A 25198-nucleotide genomic window follows, 5' to 3' on the forward strand; every position below is an offset into this window, starting at 1 on the left:
GCAAGGTACAGAGCAAGCTTAGCCAAGTCTGACCAGATCGCCTTATTTAACCTTAAAAATCATTGGCTCACAGCAACTTTTTTACCCCGGTAAGAAAAAACCCGCTATATACAGCGGGTTTGTGTCGATAAAGCACCAAGCTGCTGCTTTAAACTTAAATTTCCAGTAACGCCTGCTTTAATAAATGCACCTGGTCGCGCAGTGCCGCAGCCTGTTCAAATTCCAGCTCGCGGGCATGTTGCAGCATTTTTTGCTCCAGCTGCTTAATGTCAGCTTCCACCTGATACGGTGTTTTACCTTTGATAAGCTTCACTTTTTCCGCCACCATAGGTAAGGATGCCTTAGCGTCCTGGCCCAGGTCCATCACATCGGCAATTTTCTTCGTTATTGCCGTCGGTGCAATACCATGTTCAAAATTAAACTGCAGCTGCTTGGCGCGCCGCCGCTCGGTTTCATCTATCGCCCGGCGCATCGAGCCGGTAATGCGGTCAGCATATAAAATGGCCCTGCCCTGCAGGTTACGCGCCGCCCGGCCTATGGTCTGAATTAACGAACGTTCAGAGCGTAAGAAACCTTCTTTATCCGCATCTAATATCGCCACTAATGACACTTCAGGAATATCCAGGCCCTCGCGTAACAGGTTAATGCCTACCAGCACGTCGAACACACCCAAACGCAAGTCACGGATAATTTCCATCCGTTCTACGGTGTCAATATCCGAGTGCAGGTAACGCACTTTTACACCGTGATCGTTCAGGTAATCGGTTAAGTCTTCGGCCATTTTTTTGGTCAGGGTGGTCACCAGCACCCGCTCACGCTTTTTCGCCCGGTCAAATGCTTCTGACAGCAAATCATCCACCTGTGTCGCTACCGGCCGGATGTCAATTTGTGGGTCAACCAAGCCCGTTGGCCGCACCACCTGCTCTATCACTTCACCCGCAGAGTGCTCCAGCTCATAAGCTGCCGGCGTAGCCGAGACATAAATACGCTGTGGCGCTATGGCTTCAAACTCGTCGAACTTCAGCGGCCGGTTATCTAGGGCCGACGGCAGACGAAAGCCATAATTAACCAGATTTTCTTTGCGCGAGCGATCGCCCTTATACATAGCGCCGATTTGCGAAATAGTGACATGCGACTCGTCGATAAACATCAGACCATCGGCGGGAAAATAATCCAGCAAGGTTGGCGGCGGTTCGCCATTGGCGCGACCGGATAAATAGCGCGAATAGTTTTCGATACCCGAGCAGTAACCCAGCTCGACCATCATTTCGATATCAAACAAGGTACGCTGGCTCAGGCGCTGCTCTTCTACCAACTTATTATTCGCCATCAGCTCGTCGCGGCGCTGCTTTAACTCAACCTTTATCTCATCTACCGCCGCAAGAATTTTTTCTCTGGGCGTAACATAGTGCGTTTTCGGATACACCGTATAACGGGTGACGACTTTTTCCACCGCACCGGTTAACGGGTCGAAGATGCTGATACGTTCAATTTCTTCATCGAACAGCTCTACGCGCACGGCAACATCGTCTGACTCTGCCGGAAAAATATCGATGACATCTCCCCGTACCCGATAAGTTGCGCGCTGAAACTCAATATCATTACGGCTGTATTGCAGCTCGGCCAGCCGGCGTAAAATAAAGCGTTGATCGACAATATCCCCGACTTTTAAATGCAGCAGCATTTTCATATAGGACTCAGGATCGCCCAAACCGTAAATAGCCGACACCGAAGCAATAATGACAACATCACGCCGCTCCATCAGTGCTTTGGTCGCGGATAAACGCATCTGCTCTATATGCTCATTAATAGAGGCATCTTTTTCAATAAAGGTATCAGTTGAGGGCACATAGGCTTCTGGCTGATAGTAATCATAGTAAGAGACAAAGTATTCCACGGCGTTATGTGGAAAGAACTCCTTCATTTCGCCGTACAGCTGCGCCGCCAGCGTTTTATTGTGCGCCATAATCAACGTTGGCCGGTTCACCCTGGCAATCACATTGGCCATGGTAAAGGTTTTGCCAGAGCCGGTAACCCCCAACAGGGTTTGATGTGCCAGGCCAGCTTGCAAACCATCCACTAGCTTATTTATGGCCTCGGGCTGATCACCGGCAGGTTGATAAGGTGAACGAAGCTCAAAGTCGCGGCTCATACCATACTCTCCTGTGACGTGCGCACCACGGCACGGTTAAACCAAAACCAGGCCAGCGTTGCGGTTAAAATATTTGCCAGCACGCAGCCGATAAATAACCCAGTCACACCATACAGTTTACCGCCCAGCCAGGCCAGTGGCACATAAAACACAAATAGCCGGATAACACTTAAAATCAGCGCACTGCCGGGCTGATGCAGCGCATTAAACGACGAGTTAGTCAGAATAATAATGCCTTGCAAACCATACGCAAGCGGTACTATCCACAGAAACTGACTGATAATACTGATAACTTCGGCTTCGTCACTGAACAACCTGGCCAGCGGTATGGCGCCAAGCGCCAGCAGCAGATAAATCGCAAACTGCCACAGCAGCACAAAGCGGGCGCATAAACGATACGCTTGCTGAACCCGCTGCATTAAACCGGCGCCAAAGTTCTGGCTGACAAAAGGTGGCAAGGTCATTGATAAGGCCAGCACCACCAGGCAGGCGATGCTTTCCAACCGGGCACCAACGCCAAAGGCTGCCACGGCTGCTGCACCATAACTGGCCATAATGGCAGTGAGTACCCCCATCGCCAAAGGGGTTAGCATATTGGCCCCTGCGGCTGGCAGGCCAATGCGTAAAATTTTACGGCAGATACTAAACAGCGCGGCTGGCGCGATCATGCGTGTGGCTATCAGGTCCCGTTTTAGCAATAACGCGATAATAAGCACTGACCCCACTATCCAGGAGATCAGCGTTGCAATAGCCGCGCCTTGCATGCCCAGTGCGGGGATCGGCCCCAGGCCGAATATCAACAGCGGGTCAAGCACAGCATTGACCAGGCCAGAACCGGCCATAATCATGCTTGGCGTTTTGGTATCACCCGCCGCCCTCAGTACAGCATTACCTACCATCGGCAACACCAATAACACCGCACCGGCAAACCAGATATCCATATACTGCCGGATATAAGGCATTACCTCAGCACCTGCGCCAAGCGCAGTAAACAAGGGCACGGTACACAGGTAACCGATTAACGCCAGCAAGGCCACCAGCGCCGCCCCCAACCACAAAGCAACCTGGCCGTCTGTGCGGGCTTCGGTTAGTCGTTTGGCGCCCAGTGCCCGGGCAATAACCGCAGAGGTACCAATGCTTAAACCTATCGATAAACTAATAAGGGTAAAAGATACCGGAAAGGTAAAACTGATGGCGGCCAGTTGCACTGTGCCGAGCATACTGATAAAAAAGGTGTCGACCAGATTAAAGGTCATCAGGGTGATCATGCCCACCAGCATCGGCAACGTCATCGCTACCAGCGTTGGTTTAATCGGGTCTTGTGTTAAAGAAGTGGCAGTGGTCATAAATACACAGTTATTCCGGCATGGCGCTATTGTAGAGAAAAGCACGGGCACACACTATGCTAATTTGGCCGTATCTGCCGTTAATAATTGACCGTTTGTCCTTGATACGCACCACAGCCTAAAAACAGTTCACAATTCCGCCGTGCTTAATTTGTGCCAGTTCTGCAACCAGTCGATTAAAAAGCCCCCGTGACAAATTTTTGCTAAGCCACTGATTTAACTTGATATATATTTTCGTCGCAAGTTGCTTGACCTGCAGCTAAACCAATAACCATAAGCCCTGCCCCCGTTAACACCCTGGCCGTACACAGAGTTATCCACAGATTCTGTGGGTAACTCTGTGTAGTGGGCGTGGGGTATAGCGTCGTGCTGTCATAATGCTATCACCAGACATCTGTTGCCCGCTCTATTTTTATATTAAGGATAAAACGGGCGGCTTTTTGCGCCTGATCAGGCCAGGCTGGCTGACAATCACTCTGGCTTTGTTCAAACATTACGCAAGTGATACAACAAGGCAAAAATCCCTGTGGCAAAGTGTTGACAGTGGGTATAGCTGGCATTAGTATTGCGCCCCGTTGAATGCTGTTCCCTAGTAGCTCAGTTGGTTAGAGCGGCGGACTGTTAATCCGTAGGTCACTGGTTCGAGTCCAGTCTGGGGAGCCAACAGCAAACACGATTTCAGGTTACACCCTTCCCTAGTAGCTCAGTTGGTTAGAGCGGCGGACTGTTAATCCGTAGGTCACTGGTTCGAGTCCAGTCTGGGGAGCCAATTTCTCTGTTTTATTCTATTCCCTAGTAGCTCAGTTGGTTAGAGCGGCGGACTGTTAATCCGTAGGTCACTGGTTCGAGTCCAGTCTGGGGAGCCATCCACAGCTCCCGTTTTTTCCTCCGTCTGTCGTTATTGCTATATTTATCACTATTTTTTTGATTTAATTAGCTTTCTATTACGTATACCTAAACTATATTAAGCATTAGGACAAGGAAACTGGTTATGTCTGGTGGTCACAGCTTATGAGAATATTGCGTACTCTGCTTATCAGCCAATTGTTATCAGCCGTTATTCTGGCCGGTGCCGCTTTGGTTATACTGGTGTTTTACACCCAGCAACAACTGGAATCAGCTCAGCGTAGTGCCAGGACGGCGATGGAGCAGATCCTCGAACATCATATTACCGGAGATGGCAAAGTATTAAGCCGTCAGCTAGATCGTAGTTTCAGCCTGAAAAGCCTGCGTGTCAGCCAGCTTGACGGTACCGTACTGCACGAACAAAACCTGAACGGTGACCATGCGCCGCTAGCCAGCTGGCTGCTACAGTTATTTGGCAGCGAATTTAAAGCGCAAACAGTGCGTAACCAGCAACAAAATATTCAGCTGAGCTACCAGCTGGATTTCAGTGCCCGGTTACAGCAGTTTCAGCAAATGTTACTGATATTACTGCTGTTGCCTTTTCTGCTGGGCTGGTTGCCGGTGTTACTGAGTAAAAGCAGCATCAGCCGCAGTTACCGGCGCACCACTACTGCTGTCAATGAACTGATAGACCGCTTTATTAAAGATCCGCAAAAAGCAGAACCTGACTGGCAGAAAATTCCGGCCGAATTTGCCGACATTAATACCGCTTTGCAGAAACTGGCGAACTATACCCGCAGTCAATATAACCAAATGGCCAGCAATGCGCATCAAATCGCTGAAGAGGCCTATAAAGATCCGGTCACAGAGTTACCCAACCGCAATCGCTTTGTGCAATATTACGAAGAAAACATTCGCCAGAATGAAAACAACGAGTTTGGTGTTTTTGCCATTACCCGCTGCACAGAGCTGCAAACATTAAACCAAACCCGGGGTTATCAGGAAGGTGATAACTATATACGCGAAGTGGCTGGCGTCATTAAAAAACTAAGCGGTACCTATAAAGACCATAAAATATACCGGCTTAACAGCTCAGATTTTGGTATTTTATTGCCGCGGGTGACGCCGAAAGAAGCCGAAAATTTTGCCCTGCAACTGCAAAGCCGGCTGAATGAATATCAGAAAGTTGCCGAGCTGGACTCCGTTGCTTACACCGGTCTGGTGACTTACGAATCCGGCAAGGCACTTGGCGAGCTACTGGCAGTAGCCGATACCTCTATCAGTCTGGCGCAAACTAAACAGTCTAATTCCTGGCATTTACAAAAAGAATCGGCTGGCCTGGAGATGTCCAGTGGCGGCTACGGCAACCAGAACTGGCGCAACGTGATTGATGATGTATTAAGTAATCACAGAATTAGCTTGTTAGCGCAGTTAATACAACCGTCTAATCGCTCGTCCAAAGCCTATTCTGAAATTCTGGTGCGTTTTAAAACCCAGGAAGGACAAACGCTGCCTACCGCATCCTTTTTGGCGATGGCAGAAAAGCTGGATCGGATTGTCGCGGTAGATCGGTTAATCATTGAAACCGCATTAACAACAATCAAAAATAAGAACTTACAGGATCAGTACTTTGGCCTTAACCTGTCTGCACGCTGCGTGCACGATGACCAGTTTGTGATCTGGCTGGAACGGCGTTTATTAAAAGATGCCCATATTGCCGCCAAACTGATATTTGAAGTAACTGAATTTGGTTTGCAACAAAACCTGAAAACCAGCAAGCGTTTTATTGATATGGTGCACCGGGCCGGTGCCCGGGTAACGGTGGAAAAATTTGGCGTTGGCATTACCTCGTTTAAATTTTTCCGCGATTTAAAACCCGATTACGTCAAAATGGACGGCAGCTACACCCGTCACATTAATGACGATAAGAACAATCAATACTTTATGCGGCTGATGATCGATCTGGCGCACCGCATCGGTGTTGGTGTTTTTGCTGAAAGCGTAGAAACCCAGGAAGAGAAACATATGCTGGAATCCTTGTTTATCGATGGTAACCAAGGCTATTACGTCGGTAAACCTGCCCCACTGTAGCGCGAATCAGTCAAGCCGTGTCGGGGCGTGTCGCAACGCCCCAAACAGCAATACCCTTAGCTTTTATCCGGTTGTGTCGATGCCAGCTTAATTGCATAATATAGCCCTTATTTTTCCCTGAGCGCCACGATGACTGAATTTCTGCTGTTGTTAATCAGCACCGTACTGGTGAATAACTTTGTGTTGGTAAAGTTTCTTGGTCTGTGCCCCTTTATGGGGGTATCGGGCAAGCTGGAAACGGCTATTGGTATGTCACTTGCTACTACCTTTGTACTGACGCTGGCATCCTTGTGCAGTTATCTGGTTGATCATTATTTATTAGCACCGCTGGATTTGTTGTATTTACGCACCTTGAGTTTTATTTTGGTTATTGCTGTTGTGGTGCAATTTACGGAAATGGTAGTACATAAAACCAGCCCGACACTGTACCGGCTGCTCGGCATTTTCTTACCGCTTATTACAACTAACTGCGCCGTGCTGGGGGTTGCCCTGCTTAACGTTAATGCCCGGCACAACTTTATTAACTCCGTTGTATATGGTTTTGGCGCCGCCGTCGGTTTTTCGTTGGTACTGATCCTGTTTGCCGCCATGCGCGAACGTCTGGCTGCTGCCGATGTACCTGTACCCTTTAAAGGTGCCGCCATTGGTATGATCACCGCAGGCTTAATGTCACTGGCCTTTATGGGCTTTACCGGGCTGGTGAAAATCTGATGACCTTGCTGACCGCCCTGATAGCGCTTGGTAGCCTGGCCCTGATTTTTGGTGCCGTGCTGGGCTATGCCGCTATCCGTTTTAAAGTAGAAAGTGATCCGCTGGTAGAGCAAATTGATGATATTTTGCCGCAAACCCAGTGTGGGCAATGTGGTTATCCCGGCTGCCGGCCTTATGCTGAGGCGATTGCTAATGGCGATGATATTAACAAGTGCCCGCCCGGCGGCGAAGCCACTATCCGCAAACTGGCCGATTTAATGGGCGTTGACGCTAAACCGCTTGATGCGGCGCAAACCGAAGCGGTAAAACGGGTAGCGTACATTCGTGAAGATGAATGTATTGGCTGCACTAAGTGTATTCAAGCCTGCCCGGTAGATGCCATTGTCGGGGCGTCAAAATTAATGCACACCGTACTGGTAGACGAATGCACCGGTTGCGACTTGTGTGTTGAACCCTGTCCGGTTGATTGTATCGATATGGTACCGCTGTCCGCTACGCCAGAGCGTTGGAAATGGGATTTAACCGCGATACCGGTCAAGGTGGTGGAGTAAGATGCCAAGTTTATTTCAGCAAATTCAAGCCGGTGTTATTTGGGACTTTCACGGCGGCGTGCACCCGCCGCCACGTAAGCAACAAACCAGCCAAAAACCGGTTGCGGTTATGCCGTTGCCGGATCGGCTGTATATCCCGCTGCGCCAGCATATTGGTGTAGCTGGCCAGCTGCTGGTAAAACCCGGCGATCAGGTACTCAAAGGCCAGCCATTAACGGCCGCCGATAACTCTATGGCCGTGCCGGTACATGCCCCTACTTCCGGCATAGTGCGCGCTATTATGCCGCATACCAGCCCGCACCCTTCAGCCCTACCTGAGCTGACATTGCTGCTTGAGCCCGATGGCCTGGAGCAGTGGCGGCCACGTGAGCCGCTAAATTTTGCCACCAGTGACAAAATGACGTTGCTAAACCGGATCCAGGACAGCGGCATTGCCGGTATGGGCGGCGCCGGCTTTCCTACTCATTTAAAAAGCGGTGTGACGCAGCCGGTAGATTATCTGATCATCAATGCAGTAGAGTGCGAACCCTACATCAGTGCCGATGACTTACTGATGCAGGAAGCGGCCACCACTATTGTCAAAGGCATTGATATTCTGTGCCGGCTGTTAAACCCTAAAGCCGTGCTTATTGGTATTGAAGATGACAAACCCATCGCCGCCGCCGCTATGATGGCCGCCTGTAATCAGCGCGAAAATTACTTGGTGCGCACAGTGCCCACTAAATACCCATCAGGTGGTGAGAAGCAACTTATCCAATTGCTGACCAACAAAGAAGTGCCTAATGGCCGGCGTCCGGTTGATATAGGTATAGTGATGCAAAACGTCGGCACCGCCTTTGCCATAGCGCAAGCGGTATTGGACGACCAGCCATTGCTGTCACGTATTGTCACTGTTGCCGGTGATACCCTGAGCCAGCCACAAAATGTACTGGCACTGCTTGGTACCCCGGTATCGGCTTTGCTGGATTTTTGCGGTTTTCAGCCTGAATCTTCCCAACGGGTAATAATGGGCGGCCCTATGATGGGCTTTGCACTGGCCGACTTAAGCGTACCGGTGGTAAAAACCACCAATTGCATTCTGGCACCCAGCGCCCAAGAGCTGCCTGCAGATACAAAAGAAATGCCGTGTATCCGCTGCAGTAGTTGTGCTGATGCCTGCCCCGCCAGCTTGCTGCCTCAGCAATTGCTTTGGTACAGCAAAGCGAAAGACACGAACAAATTAGCCGAGTATAACCTGGCTGACTGCATTGAATGCGGTGCCTGTGCCTATGTCTGCCCCAGTGAAATTCCGTTGGTGCAATATTATCGCGTGGCTAAAGCAGAGATCCGTGAGCAGCAGCGCGAAGCTTTAAAAGCCGAGCAGGCCAAAGCGCGCTTTGAAGCCCGCAACGCCAGATTAGAGCGTGAGAAACAACAACGGGCTGAACGCAACCAGCAACTGGCCGCGGCACGACAACAGCAGCAACTGGCCAGTGGTGCCAGCGATGCCGTTGCAGATGCCCTGGCACGCATTAAAGCGCGCCAGGCGCAGCAAACTGACGGCGCCGCTGGCCCTGATAAAGCCGTGATCCAGGCAGAGCGCGAACAGAAAAAACAGCAAGCGCGGGAATACCAACAGCAAAAAGCCGCCGCCAACACTGAGCCTGCGGCACAGCCGGCGTCTGACGCTGACAGCAAAGCGGCTGCCGTCGCCGCTGCCGTCGCCCGGGCTAAAGCCAAAAAAGCCGCCGACAGTGTGAAAACTGACGACGCCATCAGCCCGGCTACAGCGACAGATAAACCGGCGGCAGATAGCAGCACAACAGACCCACGCCAGGCCGCTATTGCCGCGGCGATTGCCAGAGCCAAGGCTAAAAAGGCTGGCGCCACTGAAGTCGCCACCTCCCCTGCGCCTGAGATAAGCACAGCGGATACTAGCACGACGGATCCACGCAAAGCAGCCGTGGCTGCAGCCTTAGCCCGGGCGAAAGCCAAAAAGGCCGCCGGGCACGCGACTAGCCCAGAGCCGGCTACCGACGCAGCTGCAGCTGAACAAGCTATTGAAGATCCACGTAAAGCGGCTATCGCCGCCGCCATTGCCAGAGCAAAAGCTAAAAAACAAGCCGACAGTGAGAACTCATGAGTTTTAAAATCGCCAGCTCACCGCATCAACGGATTTCGCGCAGCACAGCGCAAATTATGCGTATCGTCACGCTAGCCTGCCTGCCTGGCATCGCGGTCCAGGCGGTATTATTTGGCTACGGTGTGCTTATCCAGCTGTTGCTGGCCATCGTCACCGCCTGGCTCAGTGAAGCGGCAGTATTAAAACTGCGTGGCAAAGCGGTGCTGCCAAGTTTAAAGGATAACAGTGCCCTGCTAACAGCCGTGTTGTTAGCGATATCTATTCCCCCTTATGCTCCCTGGTGGTTGGTTGTTATCGGTACGGCCTTTGCCATCATTATCGTAAAGCAGCTGTATGGCGGCCTGGGCAACAACCTGTTTAACCCGGCCATGGCCGCTTATGTGTTGCTGCTGATATCCTTTCCTTTGCAAATGACACAATGGCTGCCGCCTTTATCACTGCAAAGCGTTAGCCTGACACCACTTGATGCGCTATGTACGGTATTTAGCCAGTACAGCTGCAGCGGCTTTAGTTTGTCACAATTGCAAAGCAGTATTGATGGCATAACAATGGCAACCCCGCTTGATACCTTGCGCACCGATCTTAACCGCGGTCTGACGCTGGACGAAAGCCTGCAAAAACCGGTGTTTTATGGCTTCGCCGGTGCAGGCTGGCTGTGGGTGAACCTGGCCTATCTGGCCGGAGGCTTACTGCTTCTTCAGCAAAAAATCATTAGCTGGCGCATCCCGCTAGCAATACTGAGCAGCCTGTTTGTCCTAAGTAGCATTGCCAGCCTGGCCAGTTCTGACACTGTCGCCGGACCGTTATTTCATCTGTTTAGTGGCGGCACTATGCTGGCTGCATTTTTTATTGCCACCGATCCGGTATCGGCTTCAACTACCAATAAAGGCCGTTTACTCTACGGCGGCTTAATTGGTCTGTTAGTGTTTTTAATCCGTAATTTTGGCGGTTACCCCGACGCTTATGCCTTTGCCGTGTTACTGGCCAATATGGTCGTACCGCTGATTGACTACTACACCCGGCCACGCACTTATGGCCACCGCCCGCGGAGCGAACTGAAATGATCCGTGCTATCAGTAAAAATGCACTGGCATTAGGTGCTGCGGCAGCAATTTGCGTCGCCATACTCAGCCTGGTTAATCAACAAACTGCTGCGCGCATAAGCGAGCAGCGGCTGGCCGCCAAACTGGCCATTTTATCGGAAGTGCTGCCCAATGCTGATGCGGGTCAGGCATTATTGCAGGATTGTCTGCAGGTAACCGACGCACAGCTGCTGGGCAGAACCAGTGCCCAAACCCTGTATCGCTGGCGTCAGAACGGTGAACTTAGTGCTTATATTATTGAAACTACTGCACCGGATGGCTACAGTGGCAATATCGATTTAATTGTTGCCCTAAGCCCCGATGGCACTGTGCTGGGCAGCCGCGTGCTGGAGCACAAAGAAACCCCCGGCCTTGGCGATAAAATTGAAACACGCCGTTCACCTTGGATTTATAGCTTCAGCGGTAAAGTGGTAAGCCCTGACAATGCTGATAAATGGGCAGTACGAAAAGATGGCGGCGACTTTGATCAGTTTACCGGTGCGACTATTACACCACGCGCCGTCATTAATGCGGTGCGTAATGCCGTACTGTATGTGCAGCAACACCCGCAGCTGGCCACTATGCCAGCCAACTGTGCGGTTTGATAAGGTACCAGATATTGATGAACCAATTTAAAGAGTTGACTCTACAGGGCTTATGGCAAAATAACCCCGGTCTGGTGCAATTGCTGGGCCTGTGCCCGTTATTAGCCGTTACCGCCACTATTACCAATGCCCTTGGGCTGGGTATTGCCACCTTAGTGGTGCTACTGGGCTCTAATATTGTCGTTTCTCTGGTGCGTAACCATGTTGCCAGCGAAATTCGCATCCCGGTGTTTGTGCTAATCATCGCCAGCCTGGTCACCGCGGTAGAGCTGCTGATGAATGCCTATACCTTCGGTTTATACCAGTCGTTGGGCATTTTTATCCCGTTAATCGTTACCAACTGCGCCATTATTGGCCGCGCCGAAGCCTTTGCCTCGAAAAACGCCGTGCTGCCTTCGGCTATTGACGCTTTTATGATGGGGCTGGGTTTTATGCTGGTGTTATTGCTACTGGGTGCGATGCGGGAAATACTCGGCCAGGGTACCTTATTCGACGGCGCCGACTTACTACTTGGTGACTGGGCCAAAGCGCTGCGTATTGAACTGTTTAAAGTCAACAGTCACTTTTTGCTGGCGATGTTACCGCCGGGTGCCTTTTTTGCCATGGGCCTGTTAATCGCATTGAAAAACACCATAGACAACAAACTTAAGCAAAAACAAGCTGTTGAAAAAGGTAGTATCGCCCGGGCCCGGGTTACCGGCACGGCACAGTAAGTACAATGAATAAACAAAAACGCATTGAAATATTAAGCCGGCTGCGAGAGGCCAACCCCAAGCCCACCACCGAGCTGGAATACAGCTCGCCGTTTGAGCTGTTAATTGCTGTACTGCTGTCCGCTCAGGCAACAGACGTTGGCGTGAACAAAGCAACCAAACATTTGTTTCCGGCCGCGCGCACGCCGCAGCAAATGCTGGATTTAGGCGTTGACGGTGTTAAGCATTACATTAAAACTATCGGCCTGTTTAATACCAAAGCCGAAAACGTGATTAAAACCTGCCGTATTCTGATAGAGCAACACGGCGGTGAAGTGCCGGAGAACCGCGAAGCACTCGAAGCCCTGCCCGGCGTTGGCCGCAAAACCGCTAATGTGGTGTTGAATACTGCCTTTCGCTGGCCGACTATAGCGGTCGATACGCATATTTTCCGCGTATCCAACCGCACTAAACTGGCGCCGGGTAAAAATGTCGACGAGGTCGAGCATAAACTACTTAAAGTAGTACCGGCCGAGTTTAAACTCGACGTGCACCACTGGCTTATCCTGCACGGTCGCTACACCTGTGTGGCACGTAAACCGCGCTGTGGCAGCTGTATTATTGAAGACTTGTGTGAGTTTAAAGACAAGACAGAGCAATAAGCAGTATCAGGCGACCAATGTTGCAAACTATCGCCAGGCAACCATGATGACAGATAAAGCAGTCTATTTTACAGATGGAACAGCGGACTGGCCGCTAACGCGGCCAGAAGAGCGGTTTTACCTATTGACTCCGAGAAGGCTCATATGTGTTAGGCATTTTTGCTTGATAATTCATTTAGCCGTTTGAGAATTAATCCAATCTTACCCTCACGAATCATAGCACCCATGTGCCCATCACAAAACCGTTCACCACGAACGCAGTAGGTCAGCATAGTCCTGATTTCGTCGAGGCCAGAAGATTCGATTAATTTTTTATCTTCGATCATCTTTTTTGCTTCTTTTGGGCTATACCCGTAGTCGCACCAGTGCTCTTGCGATGCTACCCGTAAAAACTTTTCTACGTTTTCTTCATACTCTGGCCATGGCATAGTGAAAACACCATCTCTCTCTTCTCCACCACACCATTTTTTAATGGGATCAAAACCATCTCGGTAAAGAAGGGGGATAAATTGAACCAATTCCATGATTTGGTTTTCATCTGGAAATACTGCGCGCATTTTCTGACCTCTTTCGGATGCCTAACACTGATGATAACCGGCGCCGGAGCGCCAGCGGAGGGAACCAAAAGCACCACGCTTTTGGCGTCCGGTTGACCGATTTGTTGTGTGACAAGGCCCCTGCCCGAAAGGCTATAGCCTTAGCTTTTTACACCTCTGACCTAAACTGACGCTCGTTTCTCCGATAATTACGCCGGCGGCACAGTTTTCTGCCTTCAGGCCGGCAACTACAATCGTTGAACCATCTGGAGCTACAGCATTGAAGCCCTGGCCTCTAACTCCTGAGATTCTTGCTCCTCGAAAGAGCATATCTATCTCCTCAACGATAAAAGCGTTGGGCGGTTCAACTCTGATCTTTAGAGCGATTTTTCGCTTTTCTTTTCTAACGGTGAGTACGTTTCCTACAACATCAATATCAAAATTATCTGCCGATCCTTTCCACTCATTGTTCTCAATTCTGAATATTTCTTGATCATCATCATTGCGAAAGACCCCGGACATCTCAACCATTCCAGAATCATCGTTTCGGGCCAATCCTAGAATTGTTTCTCCAAGCGCCTCGATTATGACTGGTGTTTCTATCCATTCTGTACCTCCAAAAACAACCTTGGGCACGTTCTGCCCAATGTCGAAGAAGTCAGACGCATATCCATCTACAACGCACTTTGGCTTTTCGTTGTGACGTATCACTTTCTCTTTAGACCAAACACGCCTGGTCACCTTGTCATGGCATGCTCCGCACAGCGCCGTAATTTTGTTGGGGTCATGCTCTTTAGCGTCAGCGTATTCCGGATCAACATGTTCATATTGAATAATTGCTAAGCCACAGACTACACATCCAAAGCCACAGCGCTGTCTAACTTCGCGTTTTACTGCTGCTGGAATATTCCGTGAGAGGCCATGCTTGTTTGTATTTCTCAACGTACTCTCCTGAGTGACTACGTAAACAGGCTGTATGGACAGGTGACACACAACGCTTATTCGGCCGGTCAACCCGTACTTAAACCCGGGTCAACCTGTTTTTGTAAATTTAATGTATTGAACCCTACACTGCTTCTGTAAAACTTACAATAAGTTATCGGTACAGCTGACATTTGGCTAGCGACAAATACGGGTTAACCCGCCTAACCCGACAAACTCTCTTTTAGCTGTTTGCTGTAGGTGCGGCTGACTTTTAGCGCTTTATTATTAACTAAGGTCAGCTTGTACTCTGAGTTAATCAAGGGTTCGAGCTTGGCAACATGCTGCAGATTAACAATGGTTGATTTATGAATGCGGATAAAGCCGTCCGGTAACACCTCGTCAATGAGGCTTTTCATTCTGGCGCGCATGACAAAGGTCTCGGCGTTGGTGTGCACGCACATATAATCACCGACAGCATCAATCCATAAAATATCCCGATACGGGATTAACTGCGCCGGGTGGTGCCCGTCCTGGATCAGCAGCTTTTCCTGTTCAATACGGTATGTGGTTGTGTCAACTGGCGGCGTGGCTGCAGCGTTTTGCACTATAGCAGCCACTTCCAGCAGTTGTTGCTTGTTGGGCTGCGGCTCCGCCCTGGCGACGACTCTGGCTATCGCTTCGGCCAGCCGTTCTTTCTTTACCGGTTTAAGTAAATAATCCAGCGCCCTCACCTCAAAAGCTTGCACTGCATATTGATGAAAGGCGGTAACAAAGATAATGGCCGGGCAGTTTTCTGGTTGTAACTGCTTTATCAGCTCAAAGCCCGATTGACCCGGCATTTCGATATCAAGAAAGATTAAATCCGGTGCCGATTGACTGATCAGTGCCATGGCCTCATCGACACTGGCGGCATGGCCAATAATGCTGATCTGCGAAAACGCCGCCAGCCGGATGGCCAGCCCTTCGATAGCGCTGTATTCGTCATCTACCAGCAGGGTTTTAAGCGGCTTCATCTAATGCTCTCAGTCGTTTCCAGCGGGATAGCAATGCTGATCTGCGCCCCACCATTGTCGTTATTACTTACCGTAAACTGACTGTTGCCGGGATAAATCAGCTGCAGTCTATCCTGACAGTTTTTCATGCCGACACCCGTTGCTGCCTTGGCCTGAAGATCAAAGCCGCTGCCGGTATCGCTAACACAAATGTGTAAGCGGTTGCCTTTACAACTAAAGTTTACCGCAATAACAATGCTGCTTTTTTGCCCGATGCCGTGCTTTAACGCATTTTCTACCAAAGGCTGCAGCAATAGTGATGGCATCAGTGCATTAGCACAGGCCTGATCTGCAGCAATACTGACATTCAGTTTGCTTTGAAAGCGGCACTGCTCAATATCAACATAGGTTTGCAATATCGCAATTTCGTCCTGTACCGTGATTTTTGCCAGCGGATCGGTGTACAGGCTGTAACGCAGAAAATCGCAGAGCTTTTCCAACATGGCCACCGCATTGGCGTTGTGCTGTTTCAAAATAAGCGTACAGATAGCATTGATACTGTTAAACATAAAATGCGGGTTTAACTGATAGCGCAGCATTTTTAGCTGCGACTCTTTTGCCAGGTTCAACGCCTCTGCCGCCTGATGGCGCTGCTCGGCGTTATCAAGATACACTTTTATACCGTAGTAACCGGCGGTCCAGGTCGCCAGCATCGTCATAGAGGCGGATGTCCAGGTACCAAAATCAAACCAGGTCATCGGCTGCCACCAGCTGCCATAAAACCACTGCAAGCTGTGCCATTTAAACTGCGTCCACAGCAGGGCGGCAGCCAGCAAACAGACAATATGCAAAGCCGCGCTAAGCACAAGCGGCCGCTGCCTGAACGACGCATAGAGCTTTCTCAGCCACAAGGTAATAAAAAAGCCGCAACAGGTGTCAAGCAGCAGATGTGGCAGATGAATAAGCCAGGGCTCCTGCCCCGGCATTTTAATCATCAGTTCGGTCAGTAAGGCGTAAGCGAGCCAGCCACAGTACTGGCACAACCAAAACAACTGCCTTTTCGATTCGAGCTTTATCAATCAATAACCTTTAGCTTAAATTGCGGCCCGACAGCTAGGTTTGCCGGGCCTGCTGCACCGTTAGGACTCACATCCCAACACGAGCGTGGATGACGCCACGCTGTTAACCAAGGCGATATCGGCGACCGCCAGGCTCGATGGCGGTGCGGCCGTAAAGCGCACAGCCTCTTCTACTGATTGCACAGTGCTTGCAGCGTCGCAATGCAGCGGCAAGGCCAGGCTATGCCATTTGCCTGCAGGCAATTGCTGTAACAGCGGTTGCAGCGATACCGTACGCAGACAGCTTTGCTGCTGGCACATCGCGGCGATGGTCACATCCTTGATAGCAACCTGATCCAGCCGGATACTCAATTGTAAAAATTGGCTGCGGATAGCGTCAGTTAATTGCTGCGCCCCGGCGTAGACTAAACTGGCCGCGGCCGTATTGTCAGCACCTTGCCAGACAAATTTTCTGCCATCTTCCTGATAGGCCAAATTAACCGACTGCATGGTGATACTGTTACCATCGGCACTGACGGCTGACGCTGTATTAAATGTCTGTAACGGGGCGCTGCTATCTGATAATGCCCATAACATGCCAGCGGCTAAGTTTCTGACAAACAGCGGTGTTTGCTCTGCGGTATCTTCTGCGATTTGTGCCCGTGTTGCTTCAGATAAGGGCGCCAGCACAACCTCATCAGCATACGTCAGGCCATAACCATACGCAAACAGCGGCTCATACTGCGTCTGACCGACATTCAGCCGGTATTGATCATCGAATTTGGGCCAGGAAAAACTCAGTTTGCCATGAAAATCATACTGAATAGCGCCTGCGCTGGTGGTCAGTAGTACATCGGCAACGCCCTGCCCCTCAGAGCCGGGCAGCCAGGCCGCGACAAAGGCATCTGACGCATTCAGCTCTTTATTCACCCACAGCGGCCGGCCGGATAAAAACACCGTTACTACCGGAATATCCTGCTGTTTTAAGCGTTTCAGCAGCGCCAAATCGCGTTTATTGCCGTGCTGATATTCCAGTTGCTGAATATCGCCAAACCATTCGGCATAAGGCTCTTCGCCAATCACCACTATGGCGACATCGGGTTTGTTGCGGTATTGGCCATCGACACTCAGCTCTACCGTACCGCCTGCGGCTTCAATTTGCTGACGTAACCCGGCATAGATAGAGGTAGCATTGGGAAAATCAGCATTGGTGTTATCAGTGCCCTGCCAGGATACACTCCAGCCACCGGCCTGTTTGGCGATATTATCGGCGCCATCGCCGGCAATAAGCACTTTGCTTTTGGGCGACAGCGGCAGCAGATTATCGTTATTTTTTAGCAACACCAGTGATTTTCGCACCGCCTCTCTGGCCAATTCACGGTGTTCTTTGGCATTAAACCATTGCGGGTTTGCCGATTCCGGCCGGGTTGAAGGTTTACCCCGGCTAAACACGCCCCAGCGTATTTTGGCACGTAAAAACCGCCTTACCGCATCATCGAGCCGGGCAGCGGAAATAACACCGTCTTTAACCTGCTGCAGGGTATTGTGGTAAAAGGCTTCAAAGTGCTCCGGCACCATCATCACATCCACACCGGCATTAAAAGCAGCGGCGCATTGCTCTAAATCGCAGCCATCAACAAATTTATGCGCATTCCAGTCACTGATCACAAAGCCGTCAAAGCCCATTTGCTGTTTCAGTACTTCAGTCAGCAGGTAGTGATCACCATGCACCCTTTTGCCATTCCAACTGTTAAAGGACGCCATCACTGACTGCACGCCGGCGCCGATAGCGGTGTAATAACCGGCGGCATGAATATCGCGCAGTGCTTGCTCTGTCGCCACCGTATCGCCGCGGTCGATGCCATTTTCAGTACCCCCGTCACCGACAAAGTGTTTCGCGGTGGCGATACGACGATAATCGGTTAAAAACGTGTCACCAATTTCGCCCTGCACCCCGGTTACCATAGCGCCGGCGTAGTTTGCGACTATGGCAGGCTCTTCAGAATAGCTCTCATAAGTGCGGCCCCAGCGATCGTCCCGCACCACCGCTACGGTGGGCGCAAACATCCATTCAATGCCCGTTGCCGCCACTTCTTTCGCCGTCGCCTGGCCTATTTTGTGAATTAAAGCAGCATCGCGCGCTGCACCCAGGCCGATGTTATGCGGGAACAAGGTGGCGCCATACACATTGCTATGGCCGTGCATCGCATCAGTACCCCAGATAGTAGGAATACTGCTGCCATCTTCGCTGCTGTCGATGGCGGCGGCATACATTTCATCGGCATACTGAAGCCAGGTTTTGGCATCGGCCTGCTTTTGGCCATAAGGTGCGGTGTTGCCGCCATTCAGGTAAGAGCCAAAACCATATTTGCGCATTTGCGCCACGCTTAAATAGCCAATTTCAGGCTGAATGAGCTGCGCCACTTTTTGTTCAATCGTCATGCTGGCCAGCAACACATCCAGCTGTTGTTCTACAGCCGGATCGGGCTTTAGCACAGAGTTCACTTTAGGCCAGCTAAGGTTTTCCGCGTTAGCGTTAAAATGGCAAACCAGCAGCGCCGAGCATACACACAGGGTTTTAGTAAGCGCAGAATATGAAACAAAAAACATAGTGAAATCCTATACGTCTGCAGTACAGCAATGCCGCAGTGGCATTACTGCAGACACTTGTACTTAATGGGGAATGTATTCAATAAAGTCGTAATAAGCCCAGGCAGTGTCAGCAAAGTACTGGCCAGGAAAGTAAAAACCGCTTTGCGAATTGTCGCCATGCCAGTGGTTAATCATGATTCTGGTATTGTCGACCGGCCAGGCATAAGCCGGTATTTCGTCGTTTGCCAGATAGCCATCGCCATTATCTTTGTAAACCGTGCGCAAGGTTTGCTCATTGCCACTGGCGTCATACAGATACCAGCGGATCTGGCTTGGGCTCCAATCAAAACCGATAGTTAGCAGGTTTTGCTGAATGTTAAGGCCGTATTGGCCAAGATCGATGTCCTGCTCCCAGCTTTGATAAGTGCCGCCCTGTGGCTGATAAATCACATTGGTATGCACCACATTGCCAAGCGAAGGCAAAAACTCGATATCAATCTCCTGCCAGGCTCTGCCGGGGGCGTCCCACCAGGAGGTGTAGGTAAAAATCGATGCCACAGTACCCGGCGTATTGCCGGTTTTCAGCGCGCCCTGCACTTTGCCATAGCTGTAACTGGCACGGCTTTGTAGCTCAGCACAGCTGCCCTGGCTCAGCGCCAGCGTAATACCATGCGAGCTTGGTGACACCATAGCCGGTGTAAAAGCACAGCCAAAGGGTGAACCATTGCTGCCCGTTCTGGCAGACCAGATCCCGCTATTAAAGCCCCAGCTAAAGTCGTCTTTAAAATAACCGGCGTGGGCTGGCGTTGTGCTAACAACACAAAAAGCAGCACAAATGACGTTGGTAGTTGTGTGTTTCATCATGAGGTCCTGTCTGTTGCGGCATAAAGCGCCCGAAGCGAAAACCTGCGGCTGCGGGCGCTGCGTTTACACAAGAGCGGCGTTAGAAATTAAAACCAGCCCGGATCCCGTAATAACGTGGCATACCAAAGCTGCCTTTATTGATGCCTTTGCCGGTGTTATTCCAGTACTGCACCAGCTCATCGGTGGCGTTATTGATAAACACTTCGGCGTACCAGGCCTGGCTTTGCGGTTCATATTTTAATGATGCATTTAACATGGTGTAGGCATCGCGTTTATCGGTAATGTACAGTGCGGCTTCGTCGCTGACGCTAAAGTCCATATCGTCCAGATGCTTATCCAGATTCCAGATGGTGGTGTAGGACTTATCTTTAAAACTGACATTAAACCAGCCGTGTACAAAGCCGAACCGGCCTAAGTCGAAGCTGTGGGTATAGCTGACATTGGCCGTAAAACGCGGTGTCATCGCCAGGTCATTGCCTTTGAGGTTGGTGGTCAGCAGCGTGTTTTGTGGGTCTATCGACTCTTCATACGACAAGCCAAACAGGTATTCCGGGTCGTAATCCCACTTGGTGATCCAGTCCTCGGTAACGCGGGCATGGGTCCAGGTGGCGTAACCGGTAATACGGCCATTCTGATACGGCTTCCAGTCAAACTCGAACTCAATACCTTTAATGGTCGAGCCCGGCACGTTTTGCGTATAGTAGGCAATCACCGGCTGGTTTTGATAATCCAGTATCGGCATGCCGTTTTCATCCAGAATGGGCGCACCGTTTTCATCCTCAACAGGTGATAAACGCTCGACATTGCCGATAGAGCCAACAGAAGCGTACTGCATATCGGTGTAGTCGGTGTAGAAAAACGCGGCCTGCAGGTTCAATGAGTTATTAAAAAAGCTGGATTTGGCGCCCAGTTCTAACGTCAGCACTTTTTCCGGGTCAAACTGGGTTTCAAAGCGGCTGACTTCGCCGGTTCTGTCGTTGACGACTTCAAATACATCGCCGATACCGCCGGCTTTAAAGCCTGACGCCAGATAACTGTACAGCATGGTATCGGCGCTCAGGTTGTAATCGAGCCCGACTCTGAAGTCGTGGTTACGCCACTGGCCTTTATTGTCGTTGGCAAAGTACGAAGCGTAGATCGACGGGTCATTAAAATAGTCCACCGGTAACTCGCTAAGGACAGTACGGTTTAACCAGCCCGGCGCGCAGCCATCGGCGTTGGAGCAGCGATAAGTGCGGCCGCCTTTATCCTGTTTGGTTTCGTGGCTGAAACGGTAGCCAAAGGTAGCGTGCAAATCGTCAGTGATATTGTAGGTCGCCTGGCCAAATAATGCATAAGCTTCGGTTGAACGATCCGGTTGATCCCAGAACGCTTTGTCGTCCATCGGGTTGTCGTAATAGCCCAATGTGGTGGTTTTTTCGTGGAAGTAATTAATACCGGCAATCCATACCAGATCGCCAAACTCGTCCGACTGCAACTGCAGCTCTGTCGAATAAGATGTGGCGCCGGTACCTTTGAGGAAATAAATAGCGCCGTCCCAGGGGTCTAAGCCGGTTTCGCTGTCCTGCGCCGACGATCTGTCCATGTCCTCGTAGCCCAACTGCCATACCAGGCTCATCTCATCGCTTAGCGTGTAGTTCAGCGTATTGCGCAGGTAAGTAATATCCAGGTTCAGTTTGCCCGGCACGTTAACCACAGCCTGATAGGTATTATCGCTGGGTAAAAACGACGAGCAATCGCCGCCGAACTCTGCCGGGCGGCCGCGTAGCTGATCACAGTTAACTAAATCCAGCGTACCGGCACTGTCGTTGACGTATTGCTGAAACACCGTGTGGTTGCTGAACAGACCGTGCGCCGGTTGCCATAAGGTACTGATACGAAAAGAATGTTCATTGGCATTATTGTAAAAGTCGCTTTTATCCGCCGCTGTCAGCGCCCGCACGCGCTGCGCTTCAGGGTTAGTGCCGGCACCATCTATCCACCAGTTTTCCCGCTGGGTTACCGTTGAACCAACGCCTTGATAAGAGTCTTCCGAAATAACCGGGGCATTGAGTACCTCATCGCTCAGGTGCCGGGTGTCATACTGGTTAGGGTCCCAGTAGCCTTCCAGGTATGAATCGCGCTTTAAGCCTTTGGCCGCAATACGTACAGCAAATTCGTCATTCAGCGGAATATTAATAAAACCACCGAGGTTTTTACTGTTAAAGCGGCCGGCTTCGGCATTAATATTACCGGCAAAACCGCTAAAGTCGGGTTTAGCTGATATAACGTTAATACTACCCACCGTAGAGTTACGGCCAAATAAGGTGCCCTGGGGCCCGCGTAGTGCCTCAACCCGCTCGACGTCATACATCAGCGCCAGTGCGCCCTGCATCCGCGGCGAGTAAATACCGTCTAAATGCACACCGACTGCCGGATCGCCAAGCTCGGTGATGTTGGTCGAACGTACACCACGCATTGAAATCACCGGCGCGGCCTGATCGGTCGCGGTCGAGATATCCAGCCCCGGCACTAAATCGGCAATGTCTTTCACGTTATTGACACCGCTTTGCCTAAGCTGGGCTTCACTTAATGCCGAAATAGCCACCGGCGTTTCCATTAATTTGGTTTTACGCTTGGTAGCAGTTACCGAAATCACTTCAATGGCAATATCATTGTTTTCGGCTTTTGCTGCTGTGGTATCTGTTGCCGCTGCCGCATTTTGCGCCGCAGCAGGTAATGAAAACGCTATGGCCATAGCGATGGTTATAGCATTAAGCTTCTGCATGTCGTCCTTCCCCTTTAGGTGTGCTTAATTTTTTGCCGGTATCGCTACCGTGCTGTTGTTATATTTTTAAGCACTTTAGTCTTGTCATCAGAATGAAGGCTATATCGTTGCGGTAAAGCGAATCAGGGATAATATGACCCGAATATACGTTCTGTCATCTGTATTCAATTAAGGAAACACATCTAGTAACAACTTAATACTAGCGACTGAGCAAAGCTAGTGATAACTTCACACTAGTGTTAAGCCAATACTAGTGAAACCTTATGCAAGATGACACCCGAGCCAATGACGATGAACTCGTTACGCAACATACCAAAAAATTTCAGAAAGAACTCAGCTCCGGCCTGGTATCGCTGGTGCTGTTGTCGATTCTTGATCAGGCCAAAACAGCCTTGTACGGTTATGAAATAGCCAAACAGTTGCAACATCAGCATGATGAAAAGCCGGGCGCCATCTACCCGGTGCTACGCAACCTGCATGCACGGCAATTAATTCACTGTGAGGTAAAAACCTCTGACAGCGGCCCGCCCCGTAAGTACTACACCATCACCGCTCTGGGCCAGAAAGTCTTAGCGAAGTGGCTAGCCAGCTGGCAAGCCACCCAACACCAGGTCAATAACATAATCAATGGGCAGTTACACTATGACAACTAACCAACAGCAACTAGAACACTATCTGGCAGCACTGGAAGATGCCCTGAGCGGTCAAAGCCCGGCACTGATGCAGGATGCCCTTTACGACGCCAGAAACCACCTGCAAGAGACCATGGCAGAGCACAGTGAGCTGAATTTTTCTGACATCGCCAGCCAGTACGGCTCGCCAGCAGAGGTGGCACAGCAATACATAGCACTGGAGCTGCAAACGCAACAGTTTTTAACCGGTACACCTGCAGCACGCCGTGCCAATGGCTTTTTTCAGCCGTTGTTTGATAGCCGCAATTACCAGGCACTAGGCTACTTCTTCCTTGCCTGGCCGCTTAGCCTGGCCTATTTTGCCTGGTTTATGCTGGTTGGCATACCGACGATGGCCCTGTCGCTGCTCGGAGTTGGTCTGCCCGTACTGGCGCTATACCTTAAACTGCAGCGCTATTTGGGCTTATTCGAAGGCAAACTGATAAGCAGCTTGCTCGGTGAGCGGATGCCACGACGGCCAGATACCGCCCTGATGGCAAAACGCAGCACCAGCATCCGCGAAAAACTGCTTGGTTATATATCTACCCCGTTGGGTTGGAAAATAACCCTATACAGCGCCGTGCAATTGCCGCTTAGCAGCGTGTATTTGCTCTGTAGTGTCGGTGTATTTCTGACCGCATGCCTGCTGTTGTTGTCGCCGCTGGTAGACCCTGTGCTGCACTACTTTTGGCCGACCCTGCCGATTGATATTAACTGGTACTGGTTACCACTGTGCCTGCCAGCCGGTGTCATTGGCCTGACATTATCGCTTTATCTGGCGGCGGCCTTATCCCGCTTACAGCGCGCTATCGCCCGTGTTCTACTGATTAACTAACAAGGAAAGCTCGATGACGCCATTACAACGGGCCAGTTTGAACTATCCTATCTCGCTGTTTTTACTACTGAGTTTTGGCTGGACCTGGCTATTCTGGTTTGGCAGCTTATTGTTTAACGACGATTGGGCAATACGCAAAATTATCACCGGTATGGGCTTTGGCCCGGCTATTGCTGCCATTGTGCTCAGTGCCCTGCGTGGTAAACGCTGCCTGCAAAATAGTCGAAAATGGTGGCTCTGGTTTGGCAGCAGCTTTATTCTGCTGTTTATCAGCTATCTGTCGATGCTGCTAACCGGAGACAGCATCAATGCCGCTACTTTTATGCAGGCGGTGCCGCCAGGTGTTACACCGGTGAATCTGCTACTTAGTGGCGTATCTGCCGGTATTGGTGCTTTTATCGTAGCGGCCACGCTGGGCGGCGAAACACCGGTATTCGGTGGCTATCTGAGCCTGACACGCGGCGTAAAGTGGCTACTGTTTGCCAGCTTGCTGCCAGCACTTTGGCTGGTAGCCGGGCTGATGGTTGCATATCTGCAAGGCGAAGCGCCCGCTGGCATTATGGCAGATCTGAGTTGGCTTACCTGGTTAGGTTATAGTATCCGCTCAGTGCTTTTTACCTTGCTGGTGGTGGCAATAGGTGAAGAACTCGGCTGGCGTGGCTGGCTGTTACCGGCGCTGCAACAGCGCCTTTCACCGCTTGTCAGTGCAGTATTGTTAGGCATTGCCTGGGGGCTGTGGCATTTTCCACTGTTTGTTAACGGTAGCTACAATGAACCACCACAGATGGTGTTTGCCAAGGTCGGTTTATGCATATTTTTGTCGGTAATTTTCAGCTTTTTTTACAACCGCACTGCCGGTAATGTGCTGGTCGCCATTTTGTTACATACCGCGCTCAACAGCTCGCAACGTTTTATACCGCTGTCGGAACACATGGGGCTGTTTATGTTAGCCACCATAGTGCTGTTACCTTTTATCGATAAGATGTGGCGAAAAGACCTATCTGCGCTTAGCCGTTATAAAGGCTGTGTTACAATTTCCTCCACTACCGGGCCAGACAGCAACACTAAGAGTGGTACTGCCTGACAGCCCCATTTTGCG

Annotated in this window: 20 protein-coding genes and 3 tRNA genes; 14 read left to right on the forward strand and 9 right to left on the reverse strand. The window is 50.7% G+C overall.

Annotated elements, in window-relative coordinates:
* Positions 1-154: 154 nt before the first annotated feature.
* Together uvrB and EYB30_RS16770 are read right to left on the reverse strand one after the other, a co-directional pair.
* Positions 155-2152 carry an excinuclease ABC subunit UvrB gene (gene uvrB / locus EYB30_RS16765; RefSeq protein ID WP_166840361.1) on the reverse strand — a complete coding sequence of 666 codons (1998 nt, stop codon included), beginning with the start codon at positions 2150-2152 and terminating at the stop codon, positions 155-157.
* Positions 2149-3498 (reverse strand): MATE family efflux transporter, encoded by a 1350-nt coding sequence (locus EYB30_RS16770; protein ID WP_166840365.1) that lies wholly within the window; start codon positions 3496-3498, stop codon positions 2149-2151. The genes uvrB and EYB30_RS16770 overlap by 4 nt, the downstream gene beginning before the upstream one ends.
* 586 nt (positions 3499-4084) lie before the next feature.
* On the opposite strand from EYB30_RS16770, the gene EYB30_RS16775 reads away from it, so the two are divergent.
* The 11 genes from EYB30_RS16775 to nth all read left to right on the forward strand — a co-directional run bounded on the left by EYB30_RS16775 (position 4085) and on the right by nth (position 12860).
* A tRNA-Asn gene (locus tag EYB30_RS16775) sits at positions 4085-4161 on the forward strand.
* Between the two features lie 29 nt (positions 4162-4190).
* Positions 4191-4267: transfer RNA gene (locus EYB30_RS16780), tRNA-Asn, on the forward strand.
* Positions 4268-4287: 20 nt separating this feature from the next.
* A tRNA-Asn gene (locus EYB30_RS16785) sits at positions 4288-4364 on the forward strand.
* A 145-nt stretch (positions 4365-4509) separates the two neighbouring features.
* Positions 4510-6435 carry an EAL domain-containing protein gene (locus EYB30_RS16790; protein WP_166840368.1) on the forward strand — a complete coding sequence of 642 codons (1926 nt, stop codon included), beginning with the start codon at positions 4510-4512 and terminating at the stop codon, positions 6433-6435.
* 129 nt (positions 6436-6564) lie between these two features.
* The gene (gene rsxA / locus EYB30_RS16795) at positions 6565-7146 is read left to right on the forward strand and encodes an electron transport complex subunit RsxA (protein ID WP_166840372.1); all 582 of its coding nucleotides are present in this window, start codon (positions 6565-6567) and stop codon (positions 7144-7146) included.
* Complete coding sequence (gene rsxB, locus EYB30_RS16800; RefSeq protein WP_166840375.1) at positions 7146-7697, forward strand: electron transport complex subunit RsxB; 552 nt, start codon at positions 7146-7148, stop codon at positions 7695-7697. Before rsxA ends, rsxB begins: the two co-directional genes overlap by 1 nt.
* 1 nt (position 7698) lies before the next feature.
* A complete protein-coding gene (rsxC, locus tag EYB30_RS16805) occupies positions 7699-9819 on the forward strand; it encodes an electron transport complex subunit RsxC (protein ID WP_166840379.1) in 2121 nt (706 codons plus the stop codon).
* Positions 9816-10883, forward strand: a complete 1068-nt coding sequence (gene rsxD, locus EYB30_RS16810) for an electron transport complex subunit RsxD (RefSeq protein ID WP_166840381.1) — start codon at positions 9816-9818, stop codon at positions 10881-10883. Before rsxC ends, rsxD begins: the two co-directional genes overlap by 4 nt.
* Entirely contained in the window at positions 10880-11506 is a 627-nt protein-coding gene (gene rsxG, locus EYB30_RS16815) for an electron transport complex subunit RsxG (protein ID WP_166840383.1), read from the forward strand. Before rsxD ends, rsxG begins: the two co-directional genes overlap by 4 nt.
* A 17-nt stretch (positions 11507-11523) precedes the next feature.
* Entirely contained in the window at positions 11524-12219 is a 696-nt protein-coding gene (locus EYB30_RS16820) for an electron transport complex subunit E (protein WP_166840385.1), read from the forward strand.
* A gap of 5 nt (positions 12220-12224) precedes the next feature.
* The gene (gene nth, locus EYB30_RS16825) at positions 12225-12860 is read left to right on the forward strand and encodes an endonuclease III (protein ID WP_166840387.1); all 636 of its coding nucleotides are present in this window, start codon (positions 12225-12227) and stop codon (positions 12858-12860) included.
* A gap of 149 nt (positions 12861-13009) precedes the next feature.
* Here the strand turns inward: nth and EYB30_RS16830 are convergent, their stop codons facing one another.
* The 7 genes from EYB30_RS16830 to EYB30_RS16860 all read right to left on the reverse strand — a co-directional run bounded on the left by EYB30_RS16830 (position 13010) and on the right by EYB30_RS16860 (position 22593).
* Positions 13010-13417: a DUF6508 domain-containing protein gene (locus tag EYB30_RS16830; RefSeq protein ID WP_166840389.1), complete on the reverse strand. Its 408-nt coding sequence runs from the start codon at positions 13415-13417 to the stop codon at positions 13010-13012.
* Between the two features lie 132 nt (positions 13418-13549).
* Complete coding sequence (locus tag EYB30_RS16835) at positions 13550-14338, reverse strand: HNH endonuclease (RefSeq protein ID WP_166840391.1); 789 nt, start codon at positions 14336-14338, stop codon at positions 13550-13552.
* Between the two features lie 203 nt (positions 14339-14541).
* Entirely contained in the window at positions 14542-15333 is a 792-nt protein-coding gene (locus EYB30_RS16840) for a LytR/AlgR family response regulator transcription factor (protein WP_166840393.1), read from the reverse strand.
* Entirely contained in the window at positions 15330-16391 is a 1062-nt protein-coding gene (locus tag EYB30_RS16845; protein ID WP_174978765.1) for a sensor histidine kinase, read from the reverse strand. Before EYB30_RS16845 ends, EYB30_RS16840 begins: the two co-directional genes overlap by 4 nt.
* A gap of 60 nt (positions 16392-16451) precedes the next feature.
* A complete protein-coding gene (locus EYB30_RS16850) occupies positions 16452-18980 on the reverse strand; it encodes a glycoside hydrolase family 3 protein (RefSeq protein ID WP_166840395.1) in 2529 nt (842 codons plus the stop codon).
* A 63-nt stretch (positions 18981-19043) separates the two neighbouring features.
* Positions 19044-19823 (reverse strand): family 16 glycosylhydrolase, encoded by a 780-nt coding sequence (locus tag EYB30_RS16855; RefSeq protein WP_166840854.1) that lies wholly within the window; start codon positions 19821-19823, stop codon positions 19044-19046.
* 82 nt (positions 19824-19905) lie between these two features.
* Positions 19906-22593, reverse strand: a complete 2688-nt coding sequence (locus tag EYB30_RS16860; RefSeq protein WP_166840397.1) for a TonB-dependent receptor — start codon at positions 22591-22593, stop codon at positions 19906-19908.
* 263 nt (positions 22594-22856) lie between these two features.
* Here EYB30_RS16860 and EYB30_RS16865 point away from each other — a divergent pair, with 263 nt between their 5' ends.
* From EYB30_RS16865 to EYB30_RS16875, 3 genes are read left to right on the forward strand one after another with little or no spacing between them, the layout of a single operon-like run.
* On the forward strand, positions 22857-23246 hold the full coding sequence (locus EYB30_RS16865; protein WP_166840399.1) for a PadR family transcriptional regulator: 390 nt from the start codon (positions 22857-22859) through the stop codon (positions 23244-23246).
* Positions 23236-24099 carry a sensor domain-containing protein gene (locus EYB30_RS16870; RefSeq protein WP_166840401.1) on the forward strand — a complete coding sequence of 288 codons (864 nt, stop codon included), beginning with the start codon at positions 23236-23238 and terminating at the stop codon, positions 24097-24099. Before EYB30_RS16865 ends, EYB30_RS16870 begins: the two co-directional genes overlap by 11 nt.
* 13 nt (positions 24100-24112) lie before the next feature.
* Positions 24113-25183, forward strand: coding sequence for a CPBP family intramembrane glutamic endopeptidase (locus EYB30_RS16875; protein WP_166840403.1), 1071 nt, complete (start codon positions 24113-24115; stop codon positions 25181-25183).
* Positions 25184-25198: the final 15 nt, after the last annotated feature.

This window comes from Rheinheimera pleomorphica (assembly GCF_011634895.1).
Taxonomy (GTDB): Bacteria; Pseudomonadota; Gammaproteobacteria; order Enterobacterales; family Alteromonadaceae; genus Alishewanella; species Alishewanella pleomorphica.